Below are 15,500 nucleotides of genomic sequence, written 5' to 3'. Positions count from 1 at the left end.
TAGGGGACTGCGATAAAGCACGACGCCCCGGCCTCGTCGGCCAGGGCGTTGAGTACGTCGTCCAGGCCCGAATTGGCCTGGCGCGGCGATTACTTGGAGTAGAGTTCCACGATGAGCTGCTCCTGGATGGGCATGGTCAGGTCCTCGCGGTTGGGGACCGTGCGCACCGTGCCCTTGAACGACTTCTTGTCCAGGTCGATCCACTGCGGAACGCCACGGCGGTCCACCGTCTCCAGCGCCTCGGAGATACGGAGCACCTTGCGGCTCTTCTCCACGACCTCGACGGACGTGCCGGGCTTGATGGAGAACGAGGGGATGTTGACCTTGCGGCCGTTCACCTGGAAGTGGCCGTGGCGGACCAGCTGGCGCGCCTCGTTGCGGGTATCCGCGAAGCCCATGCGGAACACCACGTTGTCCAGGCGGAGCTCCAGCTGCTGCAGGAGGTTCTCACCCGTCTTGCCCTTGGCGGCGGACGCGCGGTGGTAGTAGCCGCGGAACTGGTTCTCCAGCAGGCCGTACATGCGCTTGACCTTCTGCTTCTCGCGCAGCTGCACGCCGTAACCAGAGAACTTCACGCGGCCCTGGCCGTGCTGGCCGGGGGGATACGGGCGGCGCTCGATGGCACACTTGTCCGTGTAGCAGCGGTCGCCCTTCAGGTACATCTTGAGGTTTTCGCGCCGGCAGATACGGCAAGCGCTCGCGGTGTAACGGGCCACAGACTTCTCCTTAAAGGTGATCTGGAGCCGCCCCCACGCCGGTGGCGCGAAGGGCGGCCCGGACGAAGGGGTTAGACGCGGCGGCGCTTGGCCTGACGGCACCCGTTGTGCGGGATGGGCGTCACGTCGCGGATGAGGTTGATCTTCAGACCGGCGGCGGCCAGCGCGCGCAGCGCCGACTCACGGCCCGCGCCCGGACCCTTCACGAACACGGACACGTTCTTCAGCCCGTGCTCCATCGCCTTCGCCGCGGCATCACCGGCGGCCACCTGAGCGGCGAACGGGGTGGACTTGCGGCTTCCCTTGAAGCCACGCGCCCCGGCCGAGGACCAGGAGATCACGTTCCCGGACACGTCCGTGATCGTGATGATGGTGTTGTTGAACGTGGACTGGATGTGGACCACGCCATTGAGAATGCTCTTCTTGCCCTTGCGCTTGGCCTTCTTCGCGGCAGGGGCCTCGCCCTCGGTGCCCGTGGGCGCCGCAGCCGAAGTATTGGTCTCGTCAGCCATGTGAGTTGCTGCTCCTGAGAGGAGGTGATCGACGCCGGCACCTCACGGGCCGGCGCTGCGGTTTACCGAGCCGGAGCGGCCGGCTTCGCCCGAACGATGCCGCGCTTGGGACCCTTGCGGGTACGCGCGTTGGTGTGGGTGCGCTGGCCACGGACAGGCAGGCCCTTGCGGTGACGGAGACCCCGGTAGCAGCCCAGATCCATCAGGCGCTTGATGTTCATCGTCACTTCACGCCGGAGGTCACCCTCGACCTTGTAGCTGGCCTCGATGATCTCACGGATCTTGCGAGCCTGGTCCTCGGTGAGGTCCTTGGTCCGGGTGGTGGGATCGATGCCCGCCGCCTCGATGATGTCTTGCGCGGACTTGTTGCCGATCCCGTAGATGTACTGAAGCGAGATCACGGCGCGCTTGTTGGGCGGCAGGTCGATGCCGGCGATACGAGCCATCTTCGGTCTTCCTTCTGGAGTGGAGTTGGTCTGGAGCCAACAGCCTGTCGGCGGTTAGCCCTGGCGCTGCTTGTGCCGGGGGTTGGAAGCGCAAATCACGCGCACGATGCCCTTGCGGCGAACAACCTTGCACTTGTCGCAGATCTTCTTGACGGACGCCCGAACCTTCATGGAGCGAACTTCCTTCCTTCGAACAGATGAAAAGCCATGAGGGTCGCCACCCTAGTCCCAGAGCGGCGCCCTTTTCTACTTCGCCCGGTACGTGATCCGTCCGCGCGTCAGGTCGTACGGAGACAGTTCGACCTTCACCTTGTCTCCCGGGAGGATGCGGATGAAGTGCATCCTCATCTTGCCCGAGATGTGCGCGAGCACCTTGTGGCCATTATCCAGCACCACGCGGAACATCGCGTTGGGGAGGGGCTCCATCACCGTCCCCTCAACTTCGATGGAATCATCCTTCGGCAAGCGTCAAACCCTCTTCCCGGACCACGAACCTTCTGGAAGCGCGGCGGATTATCACTTTGGTCCGCAAGTGGCAAGCGTCCCGCGCGGGAAAACTCGGATTCCTACCAACCCACCATAACACCCTCATATTTCACCCGCAGTCCCGGCCCCTTCACGCCCCTCGGGTGAGCACCTCGGCTCCGCCATCCGTGATGAGGATGGTGTGCTCGAAGTGGGCGGACAACTTCCGGTCCGCCGTCACCGCCGTCCAGTCATCGTCCAGGAGTTCCACCTCGTGGGTTCCCTGGTTCACCATCGGCTCCACCGCGAGGACCATCCCCGACCGGAGCTTCATCCCCGCCCCCGCCTGCCCATGGTTGGGCACGTGGGGGAACTCATGGAGCTTCCGGCCAATCCCATGGCCGGTAAAATCCCGGACGACAGAGTACCCCCGAGCCTCCACGTGCCGCTGGACGGCGTGCCCGATATCCCCCAACCGGTTGCCCGGCTTCATGGCCTGGATGGCCTTGTGGAGGGACTCACGCGTCGTGTCCAACAGTGACCTGGCCTCGGCCGACACCTTTCCCACCGCCACCGTCCTGGCCGCGTCCCCGAACCACCCCCGGTACGACACCCCGAAGTCGAGCTTCATCAGGTCGCCCTCGGCCAGCTTCCGCCGCTTGCTGGGGATGCCGTGGACCACCTCATCGTTGATGGAGGCACATAGCACACACGGAAAGCCGAGGTAGCCCTTGAACGCCGGCCTGGCGCCCCGCTCCGCCGTCAGCCTCTCCGCCAGGGCATCCAAGTCCCAGGTGGTGATTCCCGGAGCGACCGCCTTTTCCAGCGCGTCCAGGACATCGGAGACAATCCGACCCGCCTGGCGCATGAGGGCTATCTCGTCCCGGGATTTGATCGCCACCTGGCTCATCAGCGCTCCGTACGCGCCATCCGCGCACGGAGAACGGGTGGCAAGCGACAATGGGCACCGCAAGCGCCCAACGTCCGCTCGCCGGCCCGTCCGGCCATCAGACCTTGCCCCGACCCGCGGCGCTCTTGATCTCCTCGTAGATGCCGTCTGGCGAGCCCACACCGTCCACGCTCTTGAGCACGCCCTTCTTCGCGTAGAAGGCCTTCAGCGGGGCCGTCTCCGCGTCGTACTTCTGGAGGCGCTTCTCGATGACGTCTGGCATGTCATCCGGACGCTGCACCAGCCCCGTGCCGCACTTGTCACAGTACCCCGCGCGCTTCGGCGGGCTCTGATCCACGTGGTAGACGCTTCCGTCCACGGGGCAGACGCGCCGGCCGGAGCCACGCTCCACCAGCGTCTTGTGCGGCACCTCAAGCGAGACGACGGCGTCGAGCTGCTTGCCCAGCCGCCCCAGCATCCTTTCCAGCGCGTCAGCCTGGCCCGGCGTGCGCGGGAAGCCATCCAGCACGAAGCCCTGGGCCACGTCTGACTGCTTCAAGCGCTCCTCGACGATACCGATGACGACTTCGTCCGGCACGTACTGGCCCGCCGCCATCAACGGACCCGCGACCTTCCCCAGCTCCGTCCCCTCCGCCACTGCCTTGCGGAGAATGTCACCGGTGGAGATCTGCGGGATGTGGAAGTCGGCGAAGAGCTTCTTCGCCTGGGTACCCTTCCCCGCGTTCGGCGGTCCCAACAGGATCAGGTTCATGTGCTCCTCTCAGCTCCCAAGGAAGGCACGGAAGTCGTCGGCCACGAAGCTTCCAAGCGCCCCCCATGTGCACCACCGAATACCTTGAACGACTCCATCCCGGAACGACGAGGCGCCCCTCCCCACGACGGGGAGAGGCGCCCGGGACGTGGAACGTCGTGACTCAGGCCGCCACGCGCACCCGGCCGCGGATGCGGGGGCCACGCGGCCCGGCGAAGCCTTCGTAGTTGCGGCTGATGAGGTGACCCTCGATCTGCTGCACCGTGTCCAGCGCCACGCCCACCACGATCAGCAGCGCGGTGCCGCCGAAGGTGAAGCGAACGTTGAGCATGCCGCTGATGACGGATGGAATCACACAGATGACCGCCAGGTACAACGCACCACCGAACGTGAGCCGGTTCAGCACTCGCTCGATGAACTCCGCCGTCTGACGACCCGGACGAATGCCCGGGATGTAGCCGCCCTGCTTCTTGATGTTGTCCGCCACGTCATCCGGCCGGAAGGTCAGCGCCGTGTAGAAGTAGGCGAAGAAGATGACCATCAGCACGAAGAGGCCGTTGTAGATCCACAGGTTGCCTTCGATGGCGCGCTGCAGGTCCTGCAGGAACGGGAACCACGTGCCCAGCGTGGCCGGGAACGACAGCACCGCGCCCGCGAAGATGGGAGGGATGACGCCAGCGGTGTTGACCTTCATCGGGAAGTACGTGGCCTGGCCCGCGAACATCCGGCGCCCCGCCATGCGCTTGGCGTACTGGATGGGGATGCGGCGCATGCCGCGCTCCACATAGACCACCACCGCGATGATGAGGAGCATGAAGACCAGCAGCGCCAGGACCTCGGCCACCGCGATGACTTCCTGCCGCGTCAGGTCCAGCAGCGACTTGGCGCCCGGGAGCACGCCAGCGACGATGCCCGCGAAGATGATGAGCGAGATGCCGTTGCCGATGCCACGCTCGGTGATGCGCTCACCCAGCCACATGATGAACGCCGTACCAGCCGTCAGGCTGATGACCGTCATGAAGGTGAACCAGACGCTGTCGTCCGGAACCACCACCTGGTTGAAGCCACTCTGGCCCCCGTCGGAGCGCCCGAGGGACGCCAGCCACCGGGAGATTCCGATACCCTGGATGACGGAGAGGACGATGGTGCCGTAGCGGGTGTACTGATTGATCTTCTGCCGCCCCGCGGCGCCCTCCTTCTGCAGCCGCTCCAGGCTGGGGATGACCACCGCCAGCAGCTGCATGATGATGGAGGCGCTGACGTAAGGCATGATGCCCAATCCGAAGATGGACATCTGCTCCAGCGCGCCGCCGGAGAAGAGGTTGAACAGCGACACCAGTCCGCCCGACTGCTTCTGGGCGTCCATGAAGGCGTTCATCGCCGCCCGATCCACGCCGGGCGTATTGATGAAGATGCCGATGCGGTAGACGGCCAGCAGGGCTAGCGTATACGCAAGCCGGCTGCGCAGCTCCGCGATGCGGAAGACGTTGGCGAAGGCATTGAGAGCCACGGGGTAGCCATCCTCTTCGTGAGGGTTCTGCCAGGACGACAAAACGCCCCTGTTCCACGGACGGGAAAGGGGCGCAGAAGCCTACACAAGCGAAATGGCGCGCACCACCGTCAAGTGATGCGCGCCGAACATGCTCAAGCCTTGGGCTGCCGAGGGGCCTTGACGCCCTTGCCAGCATGGGCCTTCGCGGCCGCTTCGGGCTTGTGGGCCATCAGCGGAAGGACATCCACCGCGCCGCCCGCCTTCTCGACCGCGGACTTCGCGGCCTCGGAGGCCTTGTGGACACGGATGGTGACCTTCTTGGTCAGCGCGCCGTGTCCCAGCAGCTTCACGCCGTGGTAACGACCCTTGACCAGACCGACCTTCTTCAGAGAGGCCTCATCCACCGTGGAGCCCGCGTCGAAGTGGGTGTCCACATCCGACAGGTTCACCACCGCGTACACCGTGCGGTTGGGGGAGTTGAAACCAAACTTCGGAAGGCGGCGCTGCAGAGGGCTCTGACCGCCCTCGAAGCCCTCGAACCGCATGTTGCCGGAACGGGCCTTCTGACCCTTGCCACCGCGGCCGGCCGTCTTGCCCAGGCCAGAACCCTGGCCGCGACCCACCCGCTTCTTGCGGTGCCACGAGCGCGAGGGACGCTTCAAATCGTGCAGAGTGCTCATTGTCTCAGTCCTCTCGTGCTCAGGCCTTGGTCTGCTTGGCCTGGTAGGCGCGCGCGCGATCCCGCAGGGCGATCTTGCGCGGCTTGCGGCGCTTCGGCGCCGGCGCCTCGGTGCTCACCGTCTCCAGGGAGACCAGGTGCTTCACCTTGAACGCCATCCCACGGATGGCAGGGGTGTCCTTGAGCAGACGCTCTTGACCAAACTTCTTCAGACCCAGGCCACGGATGGTGGCCAGCATGTCCTCGGAAGCGCCCGCGTAGCTCTTCGTCAGCTTCACCTTGAGCGCCATGACTAGCCCCTCTGCTCCCCGGCGAGCTTCGCCGACTCGACGTCCTTGCCACGCAGCCGCGACACCTGCGCCGCGCTCCGCAGCAGCTTCAGGCCAGCAACCGTGGCCTTCAGCACGTTGTGCGGATTCCGCGAACCCTGGCTCTTCGTCAGGATGTTGCGGATGCCCGCCGCCTCAAGAACCGCGCGCACCGCGCCACCGGCGATGACGCCCGTACCTTCGCTGGCCGGCTTCAACAGCACCCAGCCGGCGCCGAAGTGCCCAAGCACCTCGTGCGGAATCGTGTGACCCATGAGCGGGACGCGGAAGAGATTCTTCTTCGCGTTCTCGCCACCCTTGCGGATGGCCTCGGGGACCTCGTTGGCCTTGCCCAGGCCGACGCCCACGTGTCCAGCGCCGTCGCCCACCACCACCAGGGCGGCGAACGAGAACCGGCGGCCGCCCTTCACGACCTTGGCCACGCGGTTGATGTTCACCACGCGGTCGGTGAGGTCCAGATCGTTCGGATTGATCGGAGTTGCCACTTGGAAATCCTTTCGAAAGCTAGAACTTCAGCCCGGCCTCGCGCGCGGCGTCAGCCACGGCGGCGATGCGCCCGTGATAGGGGAAGCCGTTGCGGTCGAACACCACCGCCTCGACGTTGGCAGCCTTGCACTTCTGCGCGATCAGGGCACCCACCCGCTTCGCGTCCGCCTTCTTGTCGCCTTCGTCCTGGCCCTTCAGGTCCTTGGACAGCGACGAGGCAAACGCGAGGGTCTTGCCAGTGGTGTCGTCCACCACCTGCGCGTAGATGTGCTTGAGGCTCTTGTATACGGAAAGCCGCGGCCGCTCGGTGGTGCCCGAGAGCTTCTTGCGGATGCGGTTCTTCCTCTTGAGACGCGAATCGATCTTCGTCGGCATGGCTGCTTCCTTGTCCTTCCGGCGGCGATGCGGACTTCCGCCGCCGGATGATGCCGTCGGACCCCACGGGCCCGACGGGATTGGGAACCCTCAGGACAGACGAAACGACTAGGTCGTTCCGGTCTTGCCCTCCTTACGACGGATGCGCTCCTCGGAATACTTGATGCCCTTGCCCTTGTAAGGCTCGGGCGGACGCAACGAGCGGATGTTCACCGCCGTTGCGCCAAGCGCTTCCTTGTCCGCCGAGCGGAGCGTCAGCCCCACGGTGGGGAGGCTGTCCTCGGTGCGGGCCGCCTTGTCGACTTCAGCCGTCACACCCTCCGGCAGGTTGAACACCACCGGGTGCGAGTAGCCTAGCGCGAAGTGGATGGCCTTGCCCTTCACCTCGGCGCGGAAACCAACGCCGCGGATGTCCAGCTTCCGCTCGAACCCGGTGGACACTCCCTTCGCCGCGTTCGCGAGGATGGTGCGGGTCAGGCCGTGCAGGCTGCGCGCCTCGCGAGAATCATCCTCGCGCAGCACGCTGACCTGGCCGTCCTTGATCTCCACCTTGACCCGGGCGGGCAGCTTCACGGACAGCTTGCCCTTGGGGCCCTCGAAATTCACCTGCTGGCCGGCGACGATGGCCTTCGTCTTGTCGCCGAGCTTGATCGCCAGTTTTCCAATCCGACTCATGGTTGCCTCGGTCCTGTATGCCCGGGGCGCGCACTCTCGCGAGGCGCGGCCGCCAGGCAGCTGGCTAGTAGACGGTGCAGAGCAGCTCGCCGCCCGCCTTCTGCTTGCGGGCCTCGGAGTCCACCAGGATGCCGCGGGACGTGGACAGGATGGAGATACCCATTCCACCCAGCACCTGCGGGATGTCGCTCACGCCGCAGTAGCGGCGCAGGCCCGGCTTGGACACGCGGCGGATGCCGGTGATGGCGGGGCTGCGGTCCGGACCGTACTTGAGCTGCACGGTGATCTCGCTCTGCGGCGAGCCCTCGGGGGTGGCGACGGCGAACTCCCCGATGTAGCCCTCATCCTTGAGGACCTTGATGATCTCGAGCTTGAGCTTCGAGTGGGGAATGACGACCTTGTCGTGACGCGCGCGCGAAGCATTGCGCAGGCGGGTCAGCATGTCGCCAACAGGATCATTGACCGGCATGAGCTACCTTCCAAGCAAGAGCCCTCATCGAGCATCTCGCGTTCGCGGCCGCCGCGCCTGCCGGGCCCATCCCGGGGGTTCGCGCCGACCGCCACTGCTGAGGTTGAAACTTCGATTGAGCGAGCTCCTCCCGGAGCGCGCCCAGGGTGCCGATGAGCCCTTCCGAGCCCCTCAGCACCCTGCCCTTCCGGCTACCAGGACGACTTGGTGACGCCGGTGATCTCGCCGCGCAGCGCACGGTTGCGCAGGCAGATACGGCACATCTTGAACTTGCGAAGGAAGGCGCGCGGCCGACCGCACAGCGGGCAGCGGTTGTACTGGCGCACGGCGAACTTCGGCTTGCGCTTCGCCTGGGCGATCTTGGAGAGCTTGGCCATTGTCTTGAGGTCCTTGGCTCGAGGGCTTACTGACGGAACGGCAGGCCGAAGTGACGCATCAGCGCCAACCCCTGCTCGTCGTTCGCGGCGGTGGTGACGAAGCTGATGTTGAGCCCCTTCACCTTCTCGATCTGGTCGTAGTTGATCTCAGGGAAGATGATCTGCTCGCGCACGCCGAGCGTGTAATTGCCCTTCCCGTCGAAAGCCTTCGGGGACACGCCCTTGAAGTCACGCACGCGCGGCAGCGCCACGGTGATGAGGCGGTCCATGAACTCGTACATGCGAGTACCACGCAGCGTCACGGCGGCACCGATGGCCTGGCCCTGACGCAGCTTGAAGTTCGCGATGGACTTGCGAGCGCGCGTGACGATGGGCTTCTGACCCGTGATCGCCGCGAGCTGGTCCACCGCCGACTCCAGGATCTTGTTGTTGGCGAGCGCCTCGCCGAGACCCATGTTGACGACGATCTTCTGGAGACGCGGAACCTCCATCGGGTTCTTGAGGCCCAGCTCCTTCATCAGGGCGGGCACTCCTTCCTTGCGGAAGCGCTCCTTCATGCGGGCCGGCTTGCTCTCGAGGCCTTCCTCGATGTTCGCCGCGAAGCCAACCTTCTTGGCCTCTTCCTTCTTGCCCCGCTTCGCCTTCTTTTCCTTCTGGTCCGGCTTCTTCTCGTCAGCCATCGTCGTATCCTCTGCTTCGGGGCGCCGTTGTGGACCCAGCGCGTCCGATCAGTCCTTCATCTGGAAACTGAAAACACCGCGAGGGCCCCGGAACCACCCAGGCCCTCGTTGCCTGCACGCCCCCCTACCCGCCCACCAGGGCGGGCAGAAGGGCGCGCATACATGCCCCAACAGGGACTCCTAGTCAATCAGCGCGTCGCAGTTCTTGCAGAACCGCTGGAGCTTCTCGCCCTCGGTCTTGACCCCCACGCGGGTCGGCTTGTCGCACTTGGCGCACACGACCTGGACATTCGCCAGGGCGATGGTGCCGGGCTTCTCGACAATGCCACCCTCGGGATTCTGGGGCGTCTTCTTCTGGTGACGCTTGACCAGGCGCAGACCCTCAACGGTCACGCGACCCGCCTCGCGGTCGATCTTCAGCACCTTGCCGCGCTTCGTCGCGGGACTCTTCTCGGAGGCTTCGGCCCCGGCCATGACCTGGACCGTGTCTCCCACTTTCATCTTCTGCATGGCTTCCTCGTCTCTCTGGCTGCTCGCCGTCCGGCCTGCGGTCCTCTCAGAGGACTTCGGGCGCCAGCGAGATGATCTTCATGAACTTGCGGGCGCGGAGCTCACGGGCCACCGGCCCGAAGATGCGCGTACCAATGGGCTCCATGTCCTTGTTGATGAGGACCGCGGAGTTGCCATCGAACTTGATGAAGCTGCCGTCGGGACGACCCACCTCGCGCTTGGTGCGGACGATGACGGCCTTGGCCACGTCACCCTTCTTCACCTTCGAGTTGGGCAGCGCCTCGCGGATCGACACGACGATGACGTCGCCGATGGACGCGTACTTGCGCTTCGAACCGCCGAGCACCTTGATGCAGAACACCTTCTTCGCGCCCGAGTTGTCCGCCACGTCGAGCACGCTCGTCATCTGAATCATCTGAGAATCTCCTATCGCCGGTGACTCCACCACACCGCCTCACGGCCGCGCAGGTGGAGGTGCGTGCTAGACGTTCTTGCTCTTCTCCAGCACCTCGACCACACGCCACCGCTTGTCCTTCGAGGCAGGCTTGGTCTCGGCGATCCGGACCCGATCACCCTCGTTGATGGTGATCTTCTTCGGATAGTCGTGGTCCTCCACGTGCGCCTTGTACTTCTCGCGCAGGCTCATGATCTTCCCGTACTTCGGGTGGGGAGCCCGGCGCTGGACGGTGACCACGACCGTCTTCTGCATCTTGTTGGAGGTGACGATTCCCACGCGCGTCTTCGGACGGCCGCGGGAGGAGGTCTCTGCCTTGGGCGCTTCAGTCGTTTCAGCCATCTTTGTTCTCACTGTCTCTCATGCACCCGGGCGCTCTCGCGTCCCGGATGGCCGCACGCACCCGCTTCCGGGCGAGCGCGCTTGGAGGAATCGCGACGTCGGCCTTAGGCCTTCGCCGCCTTCTTCTTCTCGCCGAGAACCGCCAGCACCCGGGCCAGGTCACGCCGGTGCAGGGTTCGCTCCGCCGGGCTGTCCAGCGAGCCGGTCCGCCGCTTGAGCTGGTCCTGGAACAGCGTCTCACGCAGTTCCGTCGCCCGCCGCTGCAGGTCGTCCGCCGACAGCTCCCTCAGTTCCTTCGCAGTCGCCATTGCTATCTCCACATGCGTGCGGGAGCCCACCCGAAGGCGGCTCCCGCCGCGGTGCCTAGAGGCTCAGGTCCGTGCGCGTCACGATACGCGTGAGCACCGGCAGCTTCGCCTGCGCCAGCTTCAGCGCCCCCGTGGCCACCTCGGTCGTCATCCCCTCCATCTCGTAGAGGATGCGGCCGGGCTTCACCACCGCGACGTAGTACTCCACGCCACCCTTACCGGTACCCATTCGGGTCTCGGCGGGCTTCTTGGTGATGGGCTTGTCCGGGAAGATTCGGATCCAGATCTTGCCGCCGCGCTTCACGTGGCGGGTCATCGCGATACGAGCCGCCTCGATCTGCCGGGACGTAATCCACCCCGGCTGCAGGCTCATCAGGCCGAACTCACCGTAGGTCAAGTCGCTGCCACGGTGCGCGGCGCCGGGCGTGCGGCCCTTGTGCATCTTGCGGTACTTCGTACGTGCAGGCTGAAGCATCGTCGCTGTCCTTCACTGCCCTGCCCCGGGCGCCCTCTCTCGAGAGCGCCCAAAGCGGGAGGGCTCTTAGCGGTTGGAAGGCATGGGGGCCTGGCCGCCCTTGCCCGGGAGAACCTCGCCCTTGCAGACCCAGACCTTGCAGCCGATCTTGCCGTAGGTCGTCTTGGCCTCGGCGAAGCCATAGTCGATGTCCGCGCGGAGGGTGTGCAGGGGCACGCGGCCCTCGCGGTACCACTCGTAGCGGGCCATCTCGGCGCCACCCAGGCGGCCCGAGCAGGCCACGCGGATGCCCTTGGCTCCGAACTTCATCGCAGTCTGAAGCGCCTTCTTCATGGCGCGACGGAACGCGATGCGACGCTCAAGCTGCGTGGCGATGTTCTCCGCCACCAGCTGCGCGTCGGTCTCCGCCTTGCGGACCTCGACGATGTTGAGGAAGACCTCGTTCTTCGTGAACTGCTGGAGGTCCTTCTTCACCGTCTCGATGCCCGCGCCGCGCTTGCCGATGACGATACCCGGACGCGCGGTGTGGACGTTGACCTTCACCTTGTTGGCTGCGCGCTCGATCTCCACCTTGGACACGCCCGCGTGGTTCAGCGACTTCTTCACGAACTCGCGGATGCGGATGTCTTCATGGAGCCACTGCGCGTAGTTCTTGTGCTCGAACCACTTGGAGTCCCAGGTCTTGATGACGCCAAGCCGGAACCCGATCGGATGAACTTTCTGTCCCAACGTGAATCTCCTTGAACGTCCGGGCTGGGCCCGACGGGTCCTACTTCTTGGCCTCGGCCAGCACCACATGGACGTGGGCGGTCTTCTTCTTGATCGGGGTGGCCCGACCCATGGCGCGCGGCATGAACCGGCGCTGGGTAGGACCCTGGTCCACCGAGATGGTCTTGACGTAGAGCGTGTCCACGTCGACCTGACCCTTGGACAGGTCCGTCGCGTTGGCCACGGCGCTCTTGATGAGCTTCTCCACCGGCAGGGCCGCAGCGCGCTTGGTGAACTTCAGGATGTTGAGGGCAGCCTCGACGGGCTTGCCCCGGATGAGCGCCGCAACGACGGACAGCTTGCGGGGGCTCATGCGCAGGAAACGCAGATGTGCAGTCGACTCCATGGTCATCTCCTCAGGCTCTCAGGCAATGCGCCAGGCTACTTGCCCGGGGCCTTGGCGACCTTCTTCTCCGCCGAGTGTCCACCGAACGTACGCGTCGGGGCGAACTCGCCGAGCTTGTGGCCCACCATGTTCTCCGTGACGAACACCGGGATGAACTTCTTCCCGTTGTGCACCGCGAAGGTGTGACCCACGAACTCCGGAAGGATGGTGGAGCGGCGGGACCACGTCTTCACGACAGTCTTCTTGTTCGTCTTGATCATGTCCTCGATCTTCTTGACGAGGAAGTCGTCGACGAACGGACCCTTCTTGATCGAACGAGCCATGGCTTGCGAATCCTCTTACTGGCTGCGCGCGCCCTGGCGGCGGCCGCTCACGATGAACTTGTCAGTACGCTTGTTGGTGCGCGTGGTCAGACCCTTGGTCTTCTTGCCCCACGGCGACACCGGGTGCGGGTTGCCCTGACCGGACTTACCCTCACCACCACCGTGCGGGTGGTCCACGGGGTTCATCGCGAGACCACGAACCGTCGGGCGGATGCCCAGCCAGCGGCTCTTACCCGCCTTACCGATGCGGATGATCTCGTGCTCGATGTTACCCACCTGGCCCACGGTGGCGCGGCACTCGATGAGGACCATGCGAACGGTTCCAGAAGGCATACGCACCTGCGCGTAGCGGCCCTCCTTCGCCATCAGCTGTCCGGAGGTTCCCGCGGAGCGGATGACCTGGGCGCCACGGCCCGGCTTCAGCTCCACGTTGTGGATGATGGTACCCACCGGGATGTTCTGCAGCGGCAGGGAGTTGCCCGGACGGATGTCGGCGGTCTCGCCGGCGAACACCGTGTCGCCCACATTCAGGCCCACCGGGGCCAGGATGTAGCGCTTCTCACCGTCCGCGTACGTCAGCAGGGCGATGTTGGCGGTGCGGTTCGGGTCGTACTCCACCGCGGTGACCTTGGCCGGCACGCCGTCCTTGTCACGACGCTTGAAGTCGATGACGCGGTAGCGGCGCTTGTGACCACCACCCTGGTGACGCCGGGTGATGTGTCCGTGCACGTTGCGGCCACCCGAGCGCTTCAGCGGCTCGGTCAGCTTCTTCTCGGGCGCGTCCTTGGTGATGTCCGCGAAATCGGACACCGTCATGTGACGGCGGGCGGCGCTTGTCGGCTTGTACTTCTTGATGCCCATGGTGTGTTCCTCAGGCTGACCTCAACGCCGTAGCGTCAGGCCGCCCCTCCCTCGAAGAGTTCGATCGAGTCGCCTTCCTTGAGGGTGACGACCGCCTTCTTGAAGTTGGGCCGCTTGCCGATGCTCCGACCCACGCGCTTGATCTTGCCGCGAACGACGTTCGTGTTGACGCCCTCGACGGTGACCTTGAACAGCGTCTCCACCGCGCGAGCCACGTCGTGCTTGGTGGCCTTGCGGTCCACGATGAACGAGTACTGGCGGAACTTCTCGCGGGCCTTGTCCAGCTTCTCGGTGATGAGCGGGCCCTTGATGACGTCGCTGAGATTCATGAGAGCGCCCCCTCGAGGGTCTTCGCGGCCGCGGAGGTGAGCACGAGGTGCGAGTGCTTCAGAACGGCCTCGAGGTTGAGACCCTCGGGAGGAAGCACGTCGAACTTCGCCAGGTTCCGCACGCTGCGGTGCAGGTTGGTGTTGCTCTTCTCGTCCACCACGAGAGCGTTCTGCAGCTTCAGGCGCTTGGTGAGCGCCTCGAAGGCCTGCTTGCTCTTGGGGGCATCCAGGGAGAACCCGCTCAGGATGATGAGCGTCTTCTCCTTGGCGCGCAGGGACAGCGCCGACTTCAGCGCGCCGCGACGCACCTTGCGGGGCGGGCGGTAGAAGTAGTCGCGAGCCTTGGGAGCCATCGCCTTGCCGCCGCCCACCCAGTGGGAAGCGCGGATGGAACCCTGGCGGGCGCGGCCGGTGCCCTTCTGCTTCCAGGGCTTCTTGCCGCCGCCGCTGACCAGCGAGGTGTTCTTCACACCCACCGTGCCGCGACGCCGGTTGATCTGCTGCATCTTCGCGACCTCGTAAAAGAGGTGCGCGTTCGGCTCAGCGCCGAAGATGTCGTCGGAGAGCTCAATCTCCGACACCTTCTTCAAATCGAGGTCGACAACGTCAAACTTCGCCATGGCACTTTCCTCGCGGGGGTCGGAGTGAAACCACTCGGACGCCCACCCGCTTCCTAGGACTTGATCTCGACGTCAACGCCGGCCGACAGATCCAGCTTCATGAGCGCATCCAGCGTCTGCTGCGTGGGCTCGAGAATATCGAGCAGGCGCTTGTGCGTGCGGATCTCGAACTGCTCGCGGCTCTTCTTGTCCACGTGCGGCGAACGCAGCACCGTGAACTTGTTGATGCGCGTAGGAAGGGGGATCGGACCGGCCACCTTCGCGCCCGTGCGCTTGGCCGTCTCGACGATCTCACCCGCGCTCTGGTCCAGGAGCTTCGAGTCGTATGCCTTCAGCCGGATGCGGATCTTCTGTGTCGCCATTCGCAAGAACCTCTTAGAACGAACTTTGTGCCAACGCCCCGGGAGGCGCTACGACCGACGTCCCCTGGTTGTCACAGAGCCGTTTCTTCAGAACGAAGGGGCGCGGTGATTACCATCCCGCCCCGGTGTATGCAACTGGATTTCCTCCGGCTCCCTGGAAATTCCCCGAGGGGATGTCCATGGGAGCCGGGAGGAGGCCTGCTACTCGATCACTTCCGCCACGACGCCGGCGCCCACCGTGCGGCCACCCTCGCGAACAGCGAAGCGCAGCTCCTTGTCCATCGCCACCGGGGTGATGAGCTCCACCTCGATTGCGATGTTGTCGCCCGGCATCACCATTTCCACGTTCTCAGGCAGCTTCACCGTTCCCGTCACGTCCGTCGTGCGGAAGTAGAACTGGGGACGGTATCCCTTGAAGAACGGGGTGTGGCGACCACCCT

At 65.0% G+C, this 15,500-nt stretch carries 28 protein-coding genes and 1 pseudogene; all 29 read right to left on the bottom strand.

The window, feature by feature from the left end:
* Positions 1–89: 89 nt before the first annotated feature.
* Positions 90–716, bottom strand: a complete 627-nt coding sequence (gene rpsD / locus HUA74_RS43820; protein ID WP_141644010.1) for a 30S ribosomal protein S4 — start codon at positions 714–716, stop codon at positions 90–92.
* A gap of 71 nt (positions 717–787) precedes the next feature.
* A complete protein-coding gene (gene rpsK / locus HUA74_RS43815) occupies positions 788–1,228 on the bottom strand; it encodes a 30S ribosomal protein S11 (protein WP_141644009.1) in 441 nt (146 codons plus the stop codon).
* Positions 1,229–1,290: 62 nt separating this feature from the next.
* Positions 1,291–1,674: a 30S ribosomal protein S13 gene (rpsM, locus tag HUA74_RS43810; protein WP_141644008.1), complete on the bottom strand. Its 384-nt coding sequence runs from the start codon at positions 1,672–1,674 to the stop codon at positions 1,291–1,293.
* A gap of 54 nt (positions 1,675–1,728) precedes the next feature.
* Entirely contained in the window at positions 1,729–1,845 is a 117-nt protein-coding gene (gene rpmJ / locus HUA74_RS43805) for a 50S ribosomal protein L36 (protein ID WP_002633586.1), read from the bottom strand.
* 75 nt (positions 1,846–1,920) lie between these two features.
* A complete protein-coding gene (gene infA, locus HUA74_RS43800) occupies positions 1,921–2,139 on the bottom strand; it encodes a translation initiation factor IF-1 (RefSeq protein WP_002614803.1) in 219 nt (72 codons plus the stop codon).
* A 151-nt stretch (positions 2,140–2,290) separates the two neighbouring features.
* Complete coding sequence (gene map / locus HUA74_RS43795; RefSeq protein WP_174459325.1) at positions 2,291–3,049, bottom strand: type I methionyl aminopeptidase; 759 nt, start codon at positions 3,047–3,049, stop codon at positions 2,291–2,293.
* Between the two features lie 97 nt (positions 3,050–3,146).
* Positions 3,147–3,800 carry an adenylate kinase gene (locus HUA74_RS43790; protein ID WP_174459324.1) on the bottom strand — a complete coding sequence of 218 codons (654 nt, stop codon included), beginning with the start codon at positions 3,798–3,800 and terminating at the stop codon, positions 3,147–3,149.
* 163 nt (positions 3,801–3,963) lie between these two features.
* A complete protein-coding gene (gene secY, locus HUA74_RS43785) occupies positions 3,964–5,310 on the bottom strand; it encodes a preprotein translocase subunit SecY (protein ID WP_141644005.1) in 1,347 nt (448 codons plus the stop codon).
* A gap of 134 nt (positions 5,311–5,444) precedes the next feature.
* Positions 5,445–5,972 (bottom strand): 50S ribosomal protein L15, encoded by a 528-nt coding sequence (gene rplO / locus HUA74_RS43780; RefSeq protein WP_141644004.1) that lies wholly within the window; start codon positions 5,970–5,972, stop codon positions 5,445–5,447.
* Positions 5,973–5,991: 19 nt separating this feature from the next.
* Positions 5,992–6,261, bottom strand: coding sequence for a 50S ribosomal protein L30 (rpmD, locus tag HUA74_RS43775; protein WP_141644003.1), 270 nt, complete (start codon positions 6,259–6,261; stop codon positions 5,992–5,994).
* 2 nt (positions 6,262–6,263) lie between these two features.
* A complete protein-coding gene (rpsE, locus tag HUA74_RS43770; RefSeq protein ID WP_046714290.1) occupies positions 6,264–6,785 on the bottom strand; it encodes a 30S ribosomal protein S5 in 522 nt (173 codons plus the stop codon).
* Positions 6,786–6,804: 19 nt separating this feature from the next.
* Positions 6,805–7,161, bottom strand: coding sequence for a 50S ribosomal protein L18 (gene rplR / locus HUA74_RS43765; protein ID WP_141644002.1), 357 nt, complete (start codon positions 7,159–7,161; stop codon positions 6,805–6,807).
* Between the two features lie 108 nt (positions 7,162–7,269).
* Positions 7,270–7,836 carry a 50S ribosomal protein L6 gene (gene rplF, locus HUA74_RS43760; RefSeq protein ID WP_174459323.1) on the bottom strand — a complete coding sequence of 189 codons (567 nt, stop codon included), beginning with the start codon at positions 7,834–7,836 and terminating at the stop codon, positions 7,270–7,272.
* A 64-nt stretch (positions 7,837–7,900) separates the two neighbouring features.
* Complete coding sequence (gene rpsH, locus HUA74_RS43755; RefSeq protein WP_141644000.1) at positions 7,901–8,305, bottom strand: 30S ribosomal protein S8; 405 nt, start codon at positions 8,303–8,305, stop codon at positions 7,901–7,903.
* Positions 8,306–8,496: 191 nt separating this feature from the next.
* A complete protein-coding gene (locus HUA74_RS43750; protein ID WP_015350175.1) occupies positions 8,497–8,682 on the bottom strand; it encodes a type Z 30S ribosomal protein S14 in 186 nt (61 codons plus the stop codon).
* A 26-nt stretch (positions 8,683–8,708) separates the two neighbouring features.
* Entirely contained in the window at positions 8,709–9,239 is a 531-nt protein-coding gene (gene rplE / locus HUA74_RS43745; protein WP_174459338.1) for a 50S ribosomal protein L5, read from the bottom strand.
* A 303-nt stretch (positions 9,240–9,542) separates the two neighbouring features.
* The gene (gene rplX, locus HUA74_RS43740; protein WP_141643998.1) at positions 9,543–9,872 is read right to left on the bottom strand and encodes a 50S ribosomal protein L24; all 330 of its coding nucleotides are present in this window, start codon (positions 9,870–9,872) and stop codon (positions 9,543–9,545) included.
* A 46-nt stretch (positions 9,873–9,918) separates the two neighbouring features.
* Complete coding sequence (gene rplN, locus HUA74_RS43735; protein WP_046714296.1) at positions 9,919–10,287, bottom strand: 50S ribosomal protein L14; 369 nt, start codon at positions 10,285–10,287, stop codon at positions 9,919–9,921.
* 66 nt (positions 10,288–10,353) lie between these two features.
* A complete protein-coding gene (gene rpsQ, locus HUA74_RS43730; RefSeq protein ID WP_174459322.1) occupies positions 10,354–10,680 on the bottom strand; it encodes a 30S ribosomal protein S17 in 327 nt (108 codons plus the stop codon).
* Positions 10,681–10,772: 92 nt separating this feature from the next.
* Positions 10,773–10,988, bottom strand: coding sequence for a 50S ribosomal protein L29 (gene rpmC / locus HUA74_RS43725; protein ID WP_174459337.1), 216 nt, complete (start codon positions 10,986–10,988; stop codon positions 10,773–10,775).
* Between the two features lie 43 nt (positions 10,989–11,031).
* On the bottom strand, positions 11,032–11,451 hold the full coding sequence (rplP, locus tag HUA74_RS43720; protein WP_141643995.1) for a 50S ribosomal protein L16: 420 nt from the start codon (positions 11,449–11,451) through the stop codon (positions 11,032–11,034).
* 66 nt (positions 11,452–11,517) lie between these two features.
* Complete coding sequence (rpsC, locus tag HUA74_RS43715; protein WP_002633602.1) at positions 11,518–12,180, bottom strand: 30S ribosomal protein S3; 663 nt, start codon at positions 12,178–12,180, stop codon at positions 11,518–11,520.
* 40 nt (positions 12,181–12,220) lie between these two features.
* A complete protein-coding gene (gene rplV / locus HUA74_RS43710) occupies positions 12,221–12,565 on the bottom strand; it encodes a 50S ribosomal protein L22 (RefSeq protein ID WP_141643994.1) in 345 nt (114 codons plus the stop codon).
* A 35-nt stretch (positions 12,566–12,600) separates the two neighbouring features.
* Positions 12,601–12,888: a 30S ribosomal protein S19 gene (rpsS, locus tag HUA74_RS43705; RefSeq protein ID WP_046714300.1), complete on the bottom strand. Its 288-nt coding sequence runs from the start codon at positions 12,886–12,888 to the stop codon at positions 12,601–12,603.
* A 15-nt stretch (positions 12,889–12,903) separates the two neighbouring features.
* A complete protein-coding gene (rplB, locus tag HUA74_RS43700) occupies positions 12,904–13,749 on the bottom strand; it encodes a 50S ribosomal protein L2 (protein WP_141643993.1) in 846 nt (281 codons plus the stop codon).
* 35 nt (positions 13,750–13,784) lie between these two features.
* Entirely contained in the window at positions 13,785–14,078 is a 294-nt protein-coding gene (locus tag HUA74_RS43695) for a 50S ribosomal protein L23 (protein ID WP_141643992.1), read from the bottom strand.
* Entirely contained in the window at positions 14,075–14,698 is a 624-nt protein-coding gene (gene rplD, locus HUA74_RS43690; RefSeq protein WP_141643991.1) for a 50S ribosomal protein L4, read from the bottom strand. The genes HUA74_RS43695 and rplD overlap by 4 nt, the downstream gene beginning before the upstream one ends.
* 53 nt (positions 14,699–14,751) lie before the next feature.
* Positions 14,752–15,060 carry a 30S ribosomal protein S10 gene (gene rpsJ / locus HUA74_RS43685; protein WP_002633608.1) on the bottom strand — a complete coding sequence of 103 codons (309 nt, stop codon included), beginning with the start codon at positions 15,058–15,060 and terminating at the stop codon, positions 14,752–14,754.
* Between the two features lie 201 nt (positions 15,061–15,261).
* Positions 15,262–15,500, bottom strand: a pseudogene (gene tuf, locus HUA74_RS43680) (elongation factor Tu); the annotation flags it as partial.

It is taken from the genome of Myxococcus sp. CA051A, assembly GCF_013336705.1.
Lineage (GTDB): Bacteria > Myxococcota > Myxococcia > Myxococcales > Myxococcaceae > Myxococcus > Myxococcus llanfairpwllgwyngyllgogerychwyrndrobwllllantysiliogogogochensis.
Note: the sequence above shows the minus strand (reverse complement) of the source record. Positions and strands in the feature narration are given on the sequence as shown.

Coding starts and splice junctions, on each gene's coding strand:
- rpmJ (WP_002633586.1), bottom strand. CDS start 1,845: ATGAAGGTTCGGGCGTCCGTCAAGAAGATCTGCGACAAGTGCAAGGTT.
- rplX (WP_141643998.1), bottom strand. CDS start 9,872: ATGCAGAAGATGAAAGTGGGAGACACGGTCCAGGTCATGGCCGGGGCC.
- rpsJ (WP_002633608.1), bottom strand. CDS start 15,060: ATGGCGACACAGAAGATCCGCATCCGGCTGAAGGCATACGACTCGAAG.
- map (WP_174459325.1), bottom strand. CDS start 3,049: ATGAGCCAGGTGGCGATCAAATCCCGGGACGAGATAGCCCTCATGCGC.
- rplF (WP_174459323.1), bottom strand. CDS start 7,836: ATGAGTCGGATTGGAAAACTGGCGATCAAGCTCGGCGACAAGACGAAG.
- rpmD (WP_141644003.1), bottom strand. CDS start 6,261: ATGGCGCTCAAGGTGAAGCTGACGAAGAGCTACGCGGGCGCTTCCGAG.
- HUA74_RS43750 (WP_015350175.1), bottom strand. CDS start 8,682: ATGGCCAAGCTCTCCAAGATCGCCCAGGCGAAGCGCAAGCCGAAGTTC.
- rplP (WP_141643995.1), bottom strand. CDS start 11,451: ATGCTTCAGCCTGCACGTACGAAGTACCGCAAGATGCACAAGGGCCGC.
- rplD (WP_141643991.1), bottom strand. CDS start 14,698: ATGGCGAAGTTTGACGTTGTCGACCTCGATTTGAAGAAGGTGTCGGAG.
- rplV (WP_141643994.1), bottom strand. CDS start 12,565: ATGGAGTCGACTGCACATCTGCGTTTCCTGCGCATGAGCCCCCGCAAG.
- rpsH (WP_141644000.1), bottom strand. CDS start 8,305: ATGCCGGTCAATGATCCTGTTGGCGACATGCTGACCCGCCTGCGCAAT.
- rpsM (WP_141644008.1), bottom strand. CDS start 1,674: ATGGCTCGTATCGCCGGCATCGACCTGCCGCCCAACAAGCGCGCCGTG.
- HUA74_RS43695 (WP_141643992.1), bottom strand. CDS start 14,078: ATGAATCTCAGCGACGTCATCAAGGGCCCGCTCATCACCGAGAAGCTG.
- rplR (WP_141644002.1), bottom strand. CDS start 7,161: ATGCCGACGAAGATCGATTCGCGTCTCAAGAGGAAGAACCGCATCCGC.
- rplN (WP_046714296.1), bottom strand. CDS start 10,287: ATGATTCAGATGACGAGCGTGCTCGACGTGGCGGACAACTCGGGCGCG.
- rplO (WP_141644004.1), bottom strand. CDS start 5,972: ATGAGCACTCTGCACGATTTGAAGCGTCCCTCGCGCTCGTGGCACCGC.
- rpsK (WP_141644009.1), bottom strand. CDS start 1,228: ATGGCTGACGAGACCAATACTTCGGCTGCGGCGCCCACGGGCACCGAG.
- HUA74_RS43790 (WP_174459324.1), bottom strand. CDS start 3,800: ATGAACCTGATCCTGTTGGGACCGCCGAACGCGGGGAAGGGTACCCAG.
- rpsS (WP_046714300.1), bottom strand. CDS start 12,888: ATGGCTCGTTCGATCAAGAAGGGTCCGTTCGTCGACGACTTCCTCGTC.
- rplB (WP_141643993.1), bottom strand. CDS start 13,749: ATGGGCATCAAGAAGTACAAGCCGACAAGCGCCGCCCGCCGTCACATG.
- rplE (WP_174459338.1), bottom strand. CDS start 9,239: ATGAAGGAGCGCTTCCGCAAGGAAGGAGTGCCCGCCCTGATGAAGGAG.